The following is a 16,680-nucleotide window of genomic DNA, read 5'->3' as shown; positions in this document are numbered from 1 at the left end:
TACTCACTTATGGTTATTCGTAGGGCTGCTTTAAACATATTTCCATTATGGTAACCAATCCAAGCTATTTGTCAGCGGATTGGTTTTTCTCCATTGTTCCAGTTCTTTGTAACTACGAACCCCACCCACGAAAACAGCATGATAGATTTCTATGCCGGGAATCTGTATCCCGTCCGGCACATCGAATTTTATTTGAAGGATGGTATTCTTGATTTCAGGAGTAAGTTGGTTCGTAATGGCAACAGTTACTTTTTCAACCACACCATCATATTTTGAGCCTTTGCGAATATGAATCATGTCAAACTTCCATGTATTCATGTCCTCATCTTCGTAAATGGCGTGCCATTCGATGCACTCTTCTTCTGTCTGAATCAGATTCTTAAATTGGATTTCCTTTAAAGAGAGCCGTTCGGCAAGTTCCTGCATCACAGAAAAGCTGGCTGCAATATCCAATGTATCGGTATAGATATGCAGGTCTATATCCCTGCTCTTTGCCAACAGACCGGATTTGAGTGATCCTACCAAATGAACGGTTGCCCCAATACGTTCCCATGCCGGGATAATACCGGTATGTTCCAGTATTTTCCAAGCGGTTTGCTGATTATGTAAGGCAAGTTCAAGAATATCCATGTCGTTCATTTTGAGCGTGCAAAGATACAAAACTTATGGATATATAGCTATAAATAGCCATTTCCTATCCTGTTGGATTGCAGTAATTTTGCGCACCGTTTTGACTCTAATTTCATCCTTTAGCAATAAATTACTATGGTATTCAATCAAACAGAGAAGCAAGAAAGAAGCTATTTGCAGCAAATAATCGTCCGGCTGAAGCAGATAATCAGCCATACCAATGTATCCGTGAAAGACCATGTAGATACATTGGCAGAGTACAAAGACTACCTTTGGAATAATAAAGATATTGATCCGCATGAGATACGCTCCATGCGTGAAAGCATCCTGAATCATTTTGCCATAGGCGAAAGTGTAATTGACAAACGCCGACGGCTTGCCAAAATAGTGGATATTCCCTACTTCGGACGAATCGACTTTCAAGAGAAGAGCGAGAACCGTCCGATAATCCCTGTTTATATCGGCATTCATACCTTTCATGATACTGAAAGCCGGACAACCGTAATTTACGATTGGCGGGCACCTATTTCAAGTATGTTCTACGATTACGAATTGGGTGAAGCATCTTATCAATCCCCATCGGGAGAGATAAAAGGGGATATTTCATTGAAACGGCAATACCGGATTCGGGCTGGAAAGATGGAATTCATGATCGAAAATGCGCTGACCGTCCACGATGATATTCTGCAAAAGGAACTAAGTTCTAATGCAGATGATAAAATGAAGAACATCGTTGCCACCATCCAGCGAGAACAAAACCTAATTATCCGTAATGAGGAAGCCCGAACGCTCATCATTCAGGGTGTAGCAGGTTCGGGCAAAACTTCTATTGCCCTACACCGCATCGCCTATTTGCTGTATGCTTTTCAGGGTAATATCTCTTCAAAAGACATATTGATCGTTTCTCCGAACAAGGTGTTTGCCGATTACATCTCTAACGTCCTGCCCGAACTGGGAGAAGAAACCGTACCCGAAATGAGCATGGAGCAGATACTTTCCGAAGTACTGAATCACAAATATAAATACCTTAGCTTTTTCGAGCAAGTGAATGAAGTGCTGACAAAACCAACACCGGACTTTATTGAACGAATCGAATATAAATCATCTTTCGACTTCATCGCCAGTCTGGATCGCTTTATTTTGCACATCGAAAACCACTACTTTAGAGCAGAGGATGTGAAGCTAACCAAGCATATCACCGTCCCGGCTGAATTTATCGAAGAGCAATTCCACCGTTTCAACCGCTACCCCATGCGCCAGCGGTTTGAGGCAATGACGGATTATATTCTCGATATGATGAAAGTACAATACGCTTTCACTGTGACGACTGCCGAACGGAATTTCCTTAAGAAAGAGATTAAGCGAATGTTTGCCGGAAACAATGATCTGCAAGTCTATAAAGATTTCTTCGCATGGATGGATAAGCCGGAACTGTTTAAAATGCGGAAGAACCGCACACTTGAATATGCCGACTTAGCACCATTGGCGTATCTGCATATCGCTTTGGAAGGTGGTACAAAGAACTATGTTAAACATTTGCTGGTAGATGAAATGCAAGATTATTCTCCAATCCAGTATAAGGTAACACAAAAGCTATTCCCTTGTCGGAAAACGGTATTGGGTGATACCAGCCAGTCGGTCAATCCTTATGGCTCGTCTACTGCGGATATGATTCAGAAAGCTCTTGTCACAGGCGAGGTGATGAAGCTGTGCAAGAGCTACCGTTCTACTTGCGAGATCACTGATTTTGCACAGAAAATACGGACAAATACCGATCTTGAACCAGTCGCACGGCATGGAGAGAAACCGAAAGTATTACAATTTAATAATGAGAAAGAAGAACTATCTGCTATTAAAGATTTAATAGTTACCTTTCAGGCATCCGCCTACAAATCGCTGGGGATTGTCTGCAAAACCGAATCGCAAGCCTGTGAGATGGCAGATAAATTGCAAATTCCTGATATTCATTTCCTATCGAACCAAAGTTCGGCTTTTGTGCAGGGTATTGTTATCACCTCTGCACACATGGCAAAGGGTTTGGAATTTGATGAGGTAATTATTCCACAGACAGACGATAAGAATTATCATTCAGAGATCGACCGGAGTATGCTATATGTGGCGGTCACGAGGGCAATGCACCGTTTAACACTGACATATAGCGGAACAAAACACACGCTATTCATCTAAATTTTCGGCTTGTTTTATTGTCATGCGGAGATTAACGCCTATATTTACCGCCATGCGCACAGCAGTATTTCAAATTAATTTGCACCTGCATATGAAATCCATGAATTGATAGGTTGAAATTCTTAATTTTTCATATATTTGCGCTATATCAATTAACAAATAGTATTCACTTCTTATGAAACTCTGTATATAGCTACGCTCCTGCGAATAGCCCCCTTCAAGAAAGCTATTCAGCTATTTGACAAATAACGATTTATTTGCCACAGAGATTTTATATCCTTTTATTTATGAATTTACGAGCAGGCAAACCATGTTATGCAGGTCTGTTTGTATCGTGCTATTTTGTAGTTGAGCAATGAATTATACATATAAACAAATATGGCTCATCAACTTTCCGGTCATGATGAGCATCTTAATGGAGCAGTTAATCAATATAACGGATGCTGTCTTTTTAGGTCACGTAGGCGAGGTGGAATTAGGAGCATCCGCTATTGCCGGAATTTATTATCTAGCAGTCTATATGCTGGGCTTCGGGTTCAGTATTGGATTGCAAGTAATGATTGCCCGGAGAAACGGGGAACAGAATTATAAGGCAACAGGAAAGACTTTCTTTCAGGGGCTATTCTTTTTATCGGGATTAGCCGTCTTGCTTTGCCTATTGATTCATGCCGTTTCTCCTTATCTATTGAAACGGTTAATTTCCTCACCGGAGATTTATCAGGTGGTAATCCACTATTTGGACTGGCGCAGCTTCGGGCTGTTATTCTCATTTCCTTTTTTGGCTATCCGGTCTTTTTTCGTTGGAATAACGCACACGAAAGCCTTATCGTGGTCGGCTGTTACTGCGGTGGCGATTAATATCCCGCTGAACTACTTCTTAATATTTACACTGGAATTAGGTATTTCGGGAGCAGCCATCGCTTCATCTTTAGCGGAAATGGGTTCTTTGGTTGTGCTCTGTATCTACACAAGAGCGAAAATTGACAAAGAAAAATACGGATTGGAGCCCGTGTATGATGGACGGTTACTTATCAAAGTCCTGAATCTGTCTGTGTGGAGTATGCTTCATGCCTTTATCAGCGTAGCCCCTTGGTTTCTATTTTTCGTGGCAATCGAGCATTTAGGGAAAACAGAGTTAGCTATTTCCAATATCACCCGAAGCGTATCGGCTATTTTTTTCGTAATCGCCAACTCCTTTGCCGTCACTACAGGTTCATTAGTGAGCAATGCTATTGGAGCCGGAGCGAGAAACGAGCTTTTCCCGATTTGTCACAAGATCCTGAAATTAGGCTATGCTGTTGGCTTCCCATTGGTAGTAGTTGCATTACTCTGTAACCGTTGGATTGTCAGTTTCTACACCGATAATGAACTATTGATAGAATTAGCATTTGCTCCTTTCGTGGTGATGCTATTGAATTACACGTTTGCACTACCCGGCTATGTATATCTCAATGCGGTCGGGGGAACGGGAAAAAACAAAATCACCTTTCTGTTCCAAGTGACAACCACCTGTGTCTATTTAGTGTATCTCTACTGGTTGAGCTTCTGTATAGAAGCATCTTTAGCCCTCTACTTGACGGCAGAATATCTGTTTGTGATTCTGCTGGCACTGCAATCTATTATTTATCTGAAAAGTAAACACTATTAAAAATGAATCAAGTTATGATGACAAAAATATATCCACGCACCGGAGATAACCAAACAGTCTATCTGAATGCCGTGATTAAAGATCCTCAAATTGAGGTAGGCGATTATACCATTTACAATGATTTTGTAGCTAATCCCTTGCTGTTTGAGAAGAACAATGTGCTTTATCATTATCCCATCCATCGGGAGAAGTTAATCATTGGCAAGTTCTGTTCTATTGCCTGTGGCACGAAGTTTCTGTTTAATTGTGCGAATCATACATTGAAATCCCTGTCTACCTATACCTTCCCTTTATTCTATGAAGAATGGGAATTGGAGAAGTCGAATATTACTACTGCATGGGACAATAAAGGCGATATTGTAATCGGCAATGATGTATGGATCGGCTACGAAGCTGTGATTATGGCGGGTGTTCATATCGGTGACGGAGCAATTATTGCCGCACGTGCCGTAGTGACGAAAGATGTCCCGCCTTATACGATTGTGGGCGGCACTCCTGCCAAAGAAATACGAAAACGCTTTGATGCAGAGGTTATTCAACAATTACTCATGCTGAAATGGTGGGATTGGTCTGCTGATAATATACGCCAGTGTTTGCCATATATTATGGAGGGAAAAATCAATGAATTACTTACTATAAAGAAAGATTGATTATGAACTCTATAAAGAAATCATTAACAAGGATTGATGCAGGTCGCAGTTCTTCTGCATAGCTACATTTCGCTATTTTAGAACTCATGTCAGTGAATTATATTTGTAAGAAGCAGGAATTTGAAGTTCACCATTTCTGGAATTGCGACCAATAAGGCTGAATACCCCTTGAATCATTCTGATTAGCAGAGGAACTACAAACAAAACAAGAAATCATTCAGCATACAAAGCTAATGCTTTGATATATATAATTTATTCACAATTAAATTTTATGCCTATGAATGATTTATTGAGAACGAGGTTTTTCATCTTACTGGCTGATACCTCACAAGAAGTTATTAACACAGAAATGCAAGATGCTTATGAAAATTTTGTGAAGCAAATAGTAACAATTAGTAATTCGGAAGACTATACTCATATCTTCCGGATGCTGAATCTCACCCGTATTGAGATAGCCCCTTTAAAGGGGTTGTATCAGGATGGGCAGGGGGAAAAATGCGCTTAAAAATCTATACATTCATAAAGCATTATCCTTAATTGATGCAGAATTAGAGTTACTCAATCTGAAGATTACCCATCCCGAACAGTTTAATTCACCTGTTTCTACAGAGTTCAAATCAGACCTATATGTACTCCCAAAGTCTAAAGAATTGGGGATTATAGGTATTGCTGAAATTGTACTAGCTCTCTTTCTACTGGGAAAAATCGTTGGGGAAAATGGAAAGCCAGTCCCAAAAATTCAGTTGGCTCGTGGCTTTGAGCAGCTTTTCAATCTGAAATTTGGTAGTATCTACGATAAGATCGGTGAAGTGTTTACTCGTAAACCGTACAATCTTACTAAAACTTTGGACGCTTTGCGAAATGCTATTGCCAGAGAAGACCGTAAACGCAGAAACAAATAAAGATTAGAAAAGATGATTCTACAAATTGCTTATTTATAGCGGTTTATAAGCTATTTTTCGGGGAGTAGGTAACTACTCCTCTTTTTCTGCAACCTTGTTTTGCAGAACTTTGCTTCATCAATTGATTGAAAACAATAATATTGAACTTAAAATTGAAGCAAAATGTATATAGACAACGAAAACTTCGAGAAATGGATGGAGAAGCTATCCAAGAAACTCACCGAAATCGGGCAAGACTTGAAATCTCTTATCAATACTGATACTGTGTTCGATGAAAACGAAAGGCTATTAGATAATCAAGACTTAGCCTTTCTGTTGAAAGCATCTTTCAGAACCTTGCAACGCTATCGGGCAAAAGGTGTACTTCCCTACTTTACCATCGGACGGAAAACGTATTATAGAGCCAGCGATATCCGGGCTTTTGTCCGTGAATATGCCGATTCTCAAACCTACAAACAGTTTGAAAAAGCCAATCAGTTGGCTAATCAGCCCTGATAGCAAAAAGTAGCAGAGGAAAGAAGCCTGTGTTCAGGCTATTCCTTTGTGCTACCACCCCGATTTAGCACAAACTGCCTCACCTATCGGTTCAGCTTGTTTCGCTAAATCGAGCAAGAGGGAACTGGACAAGTCCTGTTCTTCACTCTTGCCCTGCGGGGCAAAGCCTTCGGCTTTAGCGTGTTACAAAAACACGCTGTAATGATACCTGTAATAAGCATTTTCTTTGCAATGCTTATTATCAAGCATTTATCTATTCATATTTCTATAAAAAAGTAATTACCATGCCAAACAACAGTCGAAAAACGATATTCACTACCATTTCCATAGACAAGGAAACGGCAGCTTTGGTAGAGAAGATATGCAAACGCTATTCACTGAAAAAGAGTGAAGTTGTAAAACTGGCGTTCGGATATATAGACAAGGCACATATCAACCCATCCGAAGCACCGGAATCTGTAAAATTGGAACTGGCGAAAATAAATAAGAGACAGGATGATATTATCCGTTTCATCCGTCACTATGAGGAAGAACAACTGAATCCCATGATACGGGCTACAAATTCTATCGCTTTACGCTTTGATACTATCGGCAAAACTATGGAAACTCTTATTCTCTCTCAACTGGAAGCCAGTCAGGAGAGACAAACAGCCGTGCTGAAAAAGTTAAGCGAACAGTTCGGCAATCATGCCGATGTGATAAACAACCAGTCCAAACAGATTAACGCACTCTACCAGATACACCAACGAGATTATAAAAAGTTACTTCACCTAATACAGCTCTATTCGGAGTTATCCGCTTGTGGTGTGATGGATAGCAAACGGAAAGAGAGCCTAAAAGTAGAGATTATCAACCTGATAAATACATAGGCTTATGCACATCGATTTTGCCCCACCCTCGAAAGGAACATACAACAATGCAGGGAGTAGCCGACAACTGGCAAGCTATTTGGAGCACGAAGATTTGGAACGGATGGAAAAAGGTATTTATACCGAAGGCTTTTTCAACCTGACGGAGGATAATATATGTAAATCAGCCGTCATAGAAGATATAGATAGCAATATCGGGCAACTCCTAAAAACAGATGCTAAGTTTTACGCTATTCATGTCAGTCCATCGGAGAGAGAACTCCGAGCGATGGGTAACACAGAACAAGAACAAACCGAAGCAATGAAACGCTATATCCGTGAGGTGTTTATTCCTGAATATGCCCAAAACTTCAATAAAGAACTATCCGCTTCGGATATAAAGTTTTATGGGAAGATTCACTTTGCCCGCAACCGTTCAGATAATGAACTGAATATGCACTGTCATTTGATTGTCAGTCGAAAAGACCAATCCAACAAAAAGAAGTTGTCACCGCTTACAAATCACAAAAGCACCAAGAAAGGGATAATCATAGGTGGTTTTGACCGAGTGAACCTCTTTCAACAAGCAGAACAGGGCTTTGACAAACTCTTTCGCTATGATCGCCAACTATCTGAATCATTTGAGTATGCCAATACCATGAAGAACGGTTCTATATATGAACAGCTTAAGCTACAAGGGCAAGAAGTTAAATTCGATGAAAGAATAATAGAAGTCGATCAGTATAGCAATCAGCAAAGCCTTATTTCTATCGATTTTGAAAAAGACAAAATATGCAGTTCGCTTAATTCTTTCATTTCATCTGAAACAAGTTTTTCATCCCAACATAATGAACACATACCCAAACCTAATAAGAAGAAAAAGAAAAAATCTCTAAGACTATAATCAACACTAACTATTAAATAGCACGATAAAGTTACTTTAGCACACTAAAATCAAGTTGGTAAAACATTTGAAGACAAAGTTATACTACTTTTTTGTTTTTATTTGTATTTTTGTACTCCATAAGTGAAACCCACTTACTAATAAGTCTACATCTAGTAAACTTGTTTAACTGATATGATTTAAATAAGTATACATACATCGTAAAAGAAAGATGGCAAAAAACAAATTAAATCAAGTATACAATATTGACTCTAGGCATATTCTTGAATCAATACCGCAAAATATAGAAATCCAGACTACGATCACATCACCACCGTATTTCGACATGAAAGATTACGGTTCTGAAAATCAAGTTGGCTATGGACAGATATATGAAGACTACTTAAATGATTTGCAAAACATATTTGGACAAATCTTGAAAATCACAAAAGATGATGGTACACTTTGGATTATAATTGATACTTTCAAAAGAAATAATCAAGTAGTTTCTCTACCTTTTGATCTAGCTAATAAACTTAAAGATATAGGTTGGTTTCTCCAAGATATAATTATTTGGAAAAAAGATAAAACAGTACCTTGGTCTACAAATGGATTTATGCAAAGAAAATTTGAATACATATTATTCTTTTCAAAGTCTCCGAAATATAAGTCGAACAAAGATAAAGTAAGAATCTACGACACCTCACAATTAAAAAAATGGTGGGTTAAATACCCAGAAAGATATAATCCGAAAGGAAAAGCATTAGATGAAATATGGGAATTCCCTATTCCTGTTCAAGGATCTTGGGGAGATGAGTATATTCGTCATTTTTGTCCACTACCAAAAGAGTTAGTAGCAACCATGATACAAATAAGCACAGATGAAAATGATATAATATTAGACCCTTTTGCAGGAAGTGGAACAGTGCTAACTCAATCTGCTTATATGAAAAGGAACTACATTGGGTTTGAACTCAATAATGAATATATAAAAATGTTTGAAAATTATATTAAGCGAACGATAAAAAAATACCGGAAAGAATATGAATTATTGGAGCAACAAAATAATCAGAGTAACTTTGAGACACAAATCTTAAATTTAAGGGCACTAAAATTTGCTCGTTTACTTATAAATAAAATTGAAGAAGAAACAGCAAGGGATGATTTTAAAATTTTTGTTACGATAAAAAATAAAAGTAGTAAAAGAAATAAGTCTATAGTTGCCGAATATCAAATTATAGGTGATGCTGAATCAAATAATATTTTAAAACTTATCAACGAAATTATAGTCAAGCCTCCTTTGTCAAAATTTGGAATAGAAGCAATATTTAAGTGCGTAAAAGAAAATAAAGTAAAATCAAAAAATATTTTTGGTTATTCAAAAACTAATTCCTATTCATATATTAAAGATATTGATATATCATCCCCAAAAGTTAAAGTGATAAGCGATATCTGTGTTGATTTAAACGAAAAAGATTACGACTAAATGACTTCCTACTATGGCTAAGAAAAATACAAAGAAAACCAAGAAAAGACTCTCTTCTGCCGAAATTTCTCAACGCAACGAGCAACGAAATCAGAAAAAAGAGATATGCGATATCCTTAAAAATATAGGTTTCGAGAAGCTATCTTATATTGATGGTAAAGAATTTAATTATGAAGGGAGAACATCGGAATTAGATGATATATTTATATTTGAGAATGTTATTTTACTAACAGAATACACCATTGGAGATCCTCATTTGTTAAAGAAAAGTATATTCTATGACAGAGTTAATAGTGATAAAAAAGCCTTCATAAATTTTATGCTGCAAGAAGAAAAGCTTAGCAGTTTTAAAAAGTATTACCAAGATAACATTAAAGATAAATATTCCATTAATCAATTAAGAGTGAAAATCTTATATTGCTCTAAAAAAAGCATATCAGAAGAACATAAAAGTGTTGTTAATGATGTTATTTATTTTGATTATCACATAGTACAATATTTTAAAAGTTTGACAAAAGTAATAAAAAAATCAAGTAAATACGAATTCTTAGAATTTATAGGCATCCCATTTAACGAATTTGGTGAAAACATATTAGGATCAGGACATATTTCCATCAACAAATTCTCTGGACATATTTTACCAGAAGAAAAAAGTTCTTTCAAAGAAGGTTATAAAATTGTATCTTTCTATATTGATGCTGAATCATTAATAAAAAGAGCTTATGTTTTGCGCCAAGAAGGTTGGAGAGAAAAAGAAAACATAGGCTACTACCAAAGAATGTTCGAAGCAAAAAAAATATCAAGTATGAGAAAATATTTGACGGAAAATAGCAGAGTTTTTATAAACAATATTATTTCTACAATTGCAGAAAACCAAATTAAACTATTTGATCGCAAAGGAAATCCTATTATTATAAATGATAAAGGTGAATTTGAAGGAGATAATGCTTCTACAAATGTAACTCCGGCTTTGATAGAGATTAACGATGAGTGTAATATCATAGGACTAATTGATGGCCAACATAGAACCTATGCTTATCATGAAGGAGATGATATCTACGAACCTCATATTGCCAAACTGAGAAAGATACAAAATTTATTAGTTACTGGAATTTTATTTCCTCAAAAGGAAAGTAAAGAAAGCCGATTAAAGTTTGAAGCTAATCTATTTTTAGAAATTAATTTAAACCAGACCAAAGTAAAGCCTAAATTGCAACAAGAAATAGAATTAATGATTACTCCATTCTCAAATATCGCTATAGGTAAAAGAATTTTAAAAGGGCTGAATTCGAATGGACCATTAAGTAATTTGATTGAGCAATACTCTTTTGAAAAGGGCAAAATTAAAACAGCTTCAATTGTCAGTTTTGGTTTAAAACCATTAATTAAACTTGACGACATAAAAAGCAAAGATAGTTTATACAGCTTATGGGAAAATCAAGATAAAGCCAGGTTAAAAGAAAGGAAATCAGAAGAATATCAAATATTGAATGAATATATTAGTTTTTGCATTACGAAAATAAGAGATCTTTTAATTGCATTTAAATCCGAATTAAGCTCAGACAAATGGGAAACATATACTCCTCAAAATCCTAATGGAATGTTAAATGTTACATTTATAAATGGAGTGTTAAATGTATTAAGATTACTAATTGAGAATAATAAAATATCAGATATTCAAAACTATAAAGAAAAGTTAAAAGACATCGACAAATTTGACTTTAAAAAATACAAATCTAGCCAATATAGAAAAATGGGTAAAGATATATATGCAAAATATTTTGAAAATGCCATATGATTCAATGAGAGTTGTCTTTTAACTAAAAACGATTATTTGATCTGTTTTTGATATTTCATTTTATTTTTTCAAATTACTATTTCTCATAAGAGATTTTAAGCTATCTTTGCCCCTAGTATTCTCCATGAGCAAACTACCGCAAAAGCACGTAGCAAATTAGTGGGATAATTCATGGGATATGCTTGAAGCAAGAAATATAAAGTTTTAAATATCAGCGTGGTATCTCTGTAAGGAGAATCCCAGGCGGATCACTTAGAAATCAGAGAGTTACACGAAAGTAACTCTCTTTTTTTATGCCTGAATTGTGCTGGATTACATGGTTCGTAAGCATCCGATAAAGTACACATTGTATTTTCATAAAATAGAAAACTCGATATCAACTTTAGTCAAAAGCTAATATCGAGTTTTTTTTATTCTTCAACATAAATATTTAAACTCCAATTGGATTCGTGTTGGATTTCTCTAACTTCCAAACATCCGGAAGAAGTTCACGAACATTTTTCCCGGAGTCCTTTTCCAGATAGTATGGAAGTTTGGCTATGACATCATTCAGCCATTCCCTTGGGTTAATTTCCTGTGCTTTACAGGTAGCTAATAGTGAGCATATGATTGCTGTATTTTCAGCAGCCTCGTGGTTACCACAAAAGAGGAAGTTCTTTCTGGACAAAGTAAGTGGTCTAATCGCATTTTCCGCCAGATTATTATCGATTTTCAGATTTCCATCTTTCAGGTAATTCTTCATTCTTGGCCAAAGAGGATAAGTATAGGTAATAGCTTGTCCCATGCGACTTCTTGGTGGTACTTTGCCATAAGTCTGTTCCACCCATTTTTCAAAGGAGTCAAGTATGGGAGTTGCCAAACGCTGGCGGAGTGCACATCGTCCCTGCGCATCGAGTTTCCGGGCATCTGCTATCTGCTCAATATGATATAGTTCCTGTATTTGTTTAAGAGCATATTCAGCAAGTGATCTATTTTCATCCAGTGCCAGCTCCATATGTCTTCTGATATGGGCCAGACAGGCAATAAGGCACACGTCCTTAGTGCCATCAAACGCATTGTAGGCACTGTATCCGTCACTTTGAAGATATCCTTTGAAGTCCTTTAATAAATTTCTGATTGTCTGTCCGGATCGGGAACCGTCATCATAATGGAAGATGACCTGTTTTTCCATAACTGCCCTGACCATCCATAAATACTCCTTATCGGTTTTTCCCTTTCCTTTGTTGATGACCCGTACTGTGGTTTCGTCGACCTGAACATATCCGCTGCCCGTTACGAGCTTTACTAATTCCGAATAAAGAGGACTTAATAACTCACATACCGGCTTAAACCACCCGCTTAAAGTACTTTCCGGCAGTCGTACACCCAAATGTCTGTATTCCTTTACCTGACGGTAAAAGGGAACATGATATTCATATTTCTGCAGAAGTATTTCGGCTAGCAAGGAAGGTCCTGCCAGACATTTGTATATAGGGGAAGGTGGAAGCGGTGCTATTATGACACCGCTTTCACCCTCTTTGGGAAGACTTAAATTATTTTTGAGTCCGTATTTGGGACGTACTGTCTCTTTGACATATAGCTTTCCCGGTTCAAATTCAAGCGTACGTGTGCGCTCTTCACCTATACGACGATATCGATTCAGATCCACATTATCAGGTTCGACAATGACTTCCACAACGGGCAGCCCCTCTAACAGTTCCCGATTACGGCGGGATTCTTTTTTCTTTCCGTCCGGTTTACATGTCCTAGTGCCTACGCCAGTCTCCACAAGATCCGTTTCCTCTTGCCTGGGATTAGCCAAGGTATCAAACAAGGCAAGCTGGTTGGGATCCAAGGATGCCAGCTTTTCACTCTTTCTGCCGAAAAGCTGTCTGTTTAACCAGGCTACTTGCGACAGGAGTTCCTGTACTTTTTGCTGCAGTTCTCCCGTCTGTTCCATAAGTTTCTGATTTGATTCTACAAGGGTACGATTTGTCTCCAGAAGCCCTTTTATTTGCTCCTGTTGATTCTTGATTATTAGTTCCATCGTATCTGTATGAATCATTCTTTTTAGTATCTTATTATAATGTAAAGATACTGAAAATCGTACAGCTATACAAGTTTAGGAAGCTCTTTTTAATCAATAAAATCCTTCTTTTCGACCGGCTTTAAGACGTTTGAGTCTATCACTCGGATTATCGGTTATGCCTTCCACCATCAGTACTAAATCACGCCATTCCATGGGATAGGAACGGCTTTCACTATCATAGGAAGGAAGTCTGAAGGTACCTTCCTCAAGGCGTTTTATGTATAAAACCATACCTCCGTCTTCGGCATGCAGAAGTTTCATGGTTGTTCTGCTTCGGTTGACAAAGATAAACACATCGCCAAGTCGAACGTCATATCCCATTTTATCATGAACAAGCCCACAAAGGGAATTTATTCCTTTGCGCATATCTGTCTTCCCGGGACACAGGAAGTAGCGCATCGTATCATTCAGGCAGAACATGGCTACATAATTTACTGATCAGGCCATAAATAATCTCCGGATTACTTAGGATGTTGAGGTGGATCTTTATGCCGGATGGAAGTTCTATGGTTACATGCCTGTCACCACATGATGAAGTGGGAATGGCAGGAGTATGATTAATATTAAGAGGGATAAACGAATCACCTGTAGGTTCGGTGTGTTTGGTATATGGGTGACTCAATCCATATTTCTTCTTCCAATAATGAAAACAGGAAGCAGGATACGATTCATTATCACAGAAATCCTTTATGGTTAGTCCGCTGGACTGTTGGCGCTGATATAGCGCTAAAAACTCTTCTTTACTCATTGATCGTTTCATAACTACGTTTTTGAACGCAAAGTAATAGAAGAGTTTTTAGGTCTACAATGTGTACTTTATCGGATGCTTACCATGGTTCAGTTAAACCGAGAGTTTTCTCTTCCAAAGCAAGTCTATGCAAAATGCTATGAATCAGCGAGAAAGACACAAATTCGTGGGACTTTTTCCGACTAAATTTTAGTCCCACGATTTATTCACCGATAATATGCTTGAAACGGCTATTTTCTGCTACCTGCCAGAAAAAAGAAATCCCTGATAATGCTTGATTATCAGGGATTTGCTTGATTTTTCTTTTGTTTTCAGTGATCCGCCTGGGGCTCGAACCCAGGACCCCAACATTAAAAGTGTTGTGCTCTACCTGCTGAGCTAGCGAATCAATCCTTATTTGCAAATCAGTTATTTCCTGATTGCGGGTGCAAAGGTAGTGACTTTTATTTAATTTGCAAGCGTTTCGTGGAAAAAAGTTCCAATTATTTTTCCTTTTTACTGCTTGTTTCTTGATTATCAGTTGTTTCTACTTCATCATATTTTATCTTTTCTTTGTTGATAATAAAGCGTTGGTAGTAAGAGAGCATTAAAGTTGTTAACGGTAAAGCAATAATCATTCCCAACATTCCCATTAATGAGCCCCAGATAGAAAGTGATAAAAGGATAATAGCAGGATTTAGGCCGGTAATCTTTCCCATAATTTTGGGGACGAGAAAAGTATCCTGTATAATTTGTACGATAGCAAAGACAGCTAATGCGCATGCAATGATAATCCAGAAATTCTGCCCCGTATCCGCTGCTTTGAGGATAGCTAGCAATACAGTGGGAAGGAAACCTATGATTTGCAGATAAGGAACCATGTTGAGAGCACCGATGAAAAGTCCCAGAGCGATAGCCATTGGAAAATCAATAATGAGGAAACCTATGCTGAACAGGATACCTACGCAAAATGCCACCAAAGCTTGACCACGAAAATATCTGTTCATACCGTCCTGCACGTCATGAACCAGATTGGAGGCAAATGTACGGTACTTGTTCGGAAGCAGGTGCAACCACCCTTCGGCTATTGCTTCATAATCCAGCAATATAAAAATAACATATAATAAGATAATAAAGGACGCAAGAATGCTAAATAGAATATTGAGAGATTCTGCAAGCAAAGCCCACATCCTGGGCACGGTATCCTTGATAGCTGCAAGAATATTCTCCTCGCTTAATATACGGTTGAGCGCTTGAAGGTCGATATTCTCATGGATAAACTCGGAAAGATTTTGAGGGACGTTGTTGCCGGCACCGTTGGTGAGGTAAGTCACGAGCAAGTCATTCATTCTGCTGATTTCCGAAATCATTGGCGGTACTAACAGATAAAATAAGGATACTCCGACAACTGTAATCAGGAATAATGCACAGAGGATAGAGACGATACGACTTTTCAACTTCAGCTTGTATTGGAAGAATTTGACCAGCGGATAAACCATGTAAGCGATCAGCCACGCAATAAAGAAGGGCAATAACACTCCGCTCAGTCGTTCCACCAGCATTAATATTCCTACCACCAATACACATCCGATGGCACCACGTATAAAACTGTCGAATGTTATTTTTTTCCTTTCCATATATGTAATTGTTAGTTTATATTTTTTGTCCGTCCTCTTCGAGCGCACGGAGATAACACTCCCTGCAGAGAGGCTCATATTCTGCTGTTTCTCCCAAAAGAACCTGTTTGTCATTCTTCACCGTGCGATGCGAGAAAGAAGCCAACTGTCCGCATTTCACACAGATAGCGTGCACTTTTGATACTTCGTCTGCAATGGCGCATAACTGAGGCATTGGTCCGAAAGGGTTCCCTTTGAAGTCCATATCCAGTCCGGCGATGATGACACGTACACCATTATTGGCAAGCTGGTTGCAGATATCAATTAGTCCGCTGTCGAAAAACTGAGCTTCGTCAATACCCACTACATCTATTTCGGAAGTGAATAGCAGGATACTTGCCGATGAGTCGATAGGAGTAGAAGCGATAGAGTGACTATCGTGTGAAACCACATCTTCTTCCGAATAACGGGTGTCGATAGCTGGTTTGAATATCTCCACACGTTGGCGGGCAAACTTGGCTCTTTTCATTCTACGAATTAGTTCCTCCGTCTTTCCGGAAAACATGGAGCCGCAGATAACTTCGATTCTACCTCTTCTTTTAGTCTCTTGTATATGATCTTCTGAGAATAATACCATGATATGATTTCGTGCTTCCTTGATTAAATAAATGTGTGTACAAAGGTAGCATAACTTTTTTGAAATAAAATAGTGTTGGCATTGTAACTTTCTTGTCTCGCTTTT

16 protein-coding genes and 1 tRNA gene are annotated in these 16,680 nt (G+C 37.9%); 10 read left to right on the top strand and 7 right to left on the bottom strand.

From position 1 onward, the window contains the following. Window positions 1–45 precede the first annotated feature (45 nt). Complete coding sequence (locus CGC64_RS00555; protein WP_005679696.1) at window positions 46–639, bottom strand: hypothetical protein; 594 nt, start codon at window positions 637–639, stop codon at window positions 46–48. 126 nt (window positions 640–765) lie between these two features. Between CGC64_RS00555 and CGC64_RS00550 the strand changes: the two genes are divergently transcribed. The 10 genes from CGC64_RS00550 (at window position 766) to CGC64_RS00505 (ending at window position 11,527) form a co-directional block, all read left to right on the top strand. Then, window positions 766–2,817: a HelD family protein gene (locus tag CGC64_RS00550; RefSeq protein ID WP_032855607.1), complete on the top strand. Its 2,052-nt coding sequence runs from the start codon at window positions 766–768 to the stop codon at window positions 2,815–2,817. A gap of 355 nt (window positions 2,818–3,172) precedes the next feature. After that, window positions 3,173–4,465 carry an MATE family efflux transporter gene (locus CGC64_RS00545; RefSeq protein ID WP_005679699.1) on the top strand — a complete coding sequence of 431 codons (1,293 nt, stop codon included), beginning with the start codon at window positions 3,173–3,175 and terminating at the stop codon, window positions 4,463–4,465. A gap of 14 nt (window positions 4,466–4,479) precedes the next feature. After that, window positions 4,480–5,115 carry a CatB-related O-acetyltransferase gene (locus CGC64_RS00540; protein WP_032855615.1) on the top strand — a complete coding sequence of 212 codons (636 nt, stop codon included), beginning with the start codon at window positions 4,480–4,482 and terminating at the stop codon, window positions 5,113–5,115. Window positions 5,116–5,386: 271 nt separating this feature from the next. Then, window positions 5,387–5,620, top strand: a complete 234-nt coding sequence (locus CGC64_RS00535; protein WP_005679703.1) for a hypothetical protein — start codon at window positions 5,387–5,389, stop codon at window positions 5,618–5,620. Continuing rightward, window positions 5,595–6,017, top strand: a complete 423-nt coding sequence (locus tag CGC64_RS00530; RefSeq protein ID WP_005679706.1) for a hypothetical protein — start codon at window positions 5,595–5,597, stop codon at window positions 6,015–6,017. Before CGC64_RS00535 ends, CGC64_RS00530 begins: the two co-directional genes overlap by 26 nt. A gap of 162 nt (window positions 6,018–6,179) precedes the next feature. Then, window positions 6,180–6,512, top strand: coding sequence for a helix-turn-helix domain-containing protein (locus CGC64_RS00525; RefSeq protein WP_005679707.1), 333 nt, complete (start codon window positions 6,180–6,182; stop codon window positions 6,510–6,512). A gap of 284 nt (window positions 6,513–6,796) precedes the next feature. Further along, window positions 6,797–7,381: a BfmA/BtgA family mobilization protein gene (locus tag CGC64_RS00520; RefSeq protein WP_005679708.1), complete on the top strand. Its 585-nt coding sequence runs from the start codon at window positions 6,797–6,799 to the stop codon at window positions 7,379–7,381. 4 nt (window positions 7,382–7,385) lie between these two features. Beyond that, window positions 7,386–8,264 carry a DUF5712 family protein gene (locus tag CGC64_RS00515; protein ID WP_005679709.1) on the top strand — a complete coding sequence of 293 codons (879 nt, stop codon included), beginning with the start codon at window positions 7,386–7,388 and terminating at the stop codon, window positions 8,262–8,264. 211 nt (window positions 8,265–8,475) lie between these two features. Next, window positions 8,476–9,729: a site-specific DNA-methyltransferase gene (locus CGC64_RS00510; protein WP_005679710.1), complete on the top strand. Its 1,254-nt coding sequence runs from the start codon at window positions 8,476–8,478 to the stop codon at window positions 9,727–9,729. A gap of 13 nt (window positions 9,730–9,742) precedes the next feature. Further along, entirely contained in the window at window positions 9,743–11,527 is a 1,785-nt protein-coding gene (locus CGC64_RS00505) for a DGQHR domain-containing protein (protein ID WP_005679712.1), read from the top strand. 430 nt (window positions 11,528–11,957) lie between these two features. On the opposite strand, the gene CGC64_RS00500 is transcribed toward CGC64_RS00505, so the two are convergent. The 6 genes from CGC64_RS00500 to CGC64_RS00475 all read right to left on the bottom strand — a co-directional run bounded on the left by CGC64_RS00500 (window position 11,958) and on the right by CGC64_RS00475 (window position 16,575). Next, on the bottom strand, window positions 11,958–13,571 hold the full coding sequence (locus CGC64_RS00500) for an IS66-like element ISBvu3 family transposase (protein ID WP_005678155.1): 1,614 nt from the start codon (window positions 13,569–13,571) through the stop codon (window positions 11,958–11,960). Between the two features lie 75 nt (window positions 13,572–13,646). After that, window positions 13,647–14,015: an IS66 family insertion sequence element accessory protein TnpB gene (gene tnpB / locus CGC64_RS00495; protein ID WP_005678154.1), complete on the bottom strand. Its 369-nt coding sequence runs from the start codon at window positions 14,013–14,015 to the stop codon at window positions 13,647–13,649. After that, the gene (tnpA, locus tag CGC64_RS00490) at window positions 13,999–14,355 is read right to left on the bottom strand and encodes an IS66 family insertion sequence element accessory protein TnpA (protein ID WP_005635862.1); all 357 of its coding nucleotides are present in this window, start codon (window positions 14,353–14,355) and stop codon (window positions 13,999–14,001) included. Before tnpA ends, tnpB begins: the two co-directional genes overlap by 17 nt. Window positions 14,356–14,658: 303 nt before the next feature. After that, a tRNA-Lys gene (locus tag CGC64_RS00485) sits at window positions 14,659–14,731 on the bottom strand. A gap of 94 nt (window positions 14,732–14,825) precedes the next feature. Continuing rightward, the gene (locus CGC64_RS00480; RefSeq protein WP_005678626.1) at window positions 14,826–15,959 is read right to left on the bottom strand and encodes an AI-2E family transporter; all 1,134 of its coding nucleotides are present in this window, start codon (window positions 15,957–15,959) and stop codon (window positions 14,826–14,828) included. Between the two features lie 16 nt (window positions 15,960–15,975). Further along, on the bottom strand, window positions 15,976–16,575 hold the full coding sequence (locus CGC64_RS00475; protein WP_005678627.1) for a thymidine kinase: 600 nt from the start codon (window positions 16,573–16,575) through the stop codon (window positions 15,976–15,978). Window positions 16,576–16,680 lie beyond the last annotated feature (105 nt).

Source organism: Bacteroides caccae, from assembly GCF_002222615.2.
In the GTDB taxonomy this organism is placed as follows: domain Bacteria; phylum Bacteroidota; class Bacteroidia; order Bacteroidales; family Bacteroidaceae; genus Bacteroides; species Bacteroides caccae.
The sequence above is the reverse complement of the archived record's forward strand: the minus strand, read 5'-3'. Positions and strand labels throughout refer to the sequence as shown.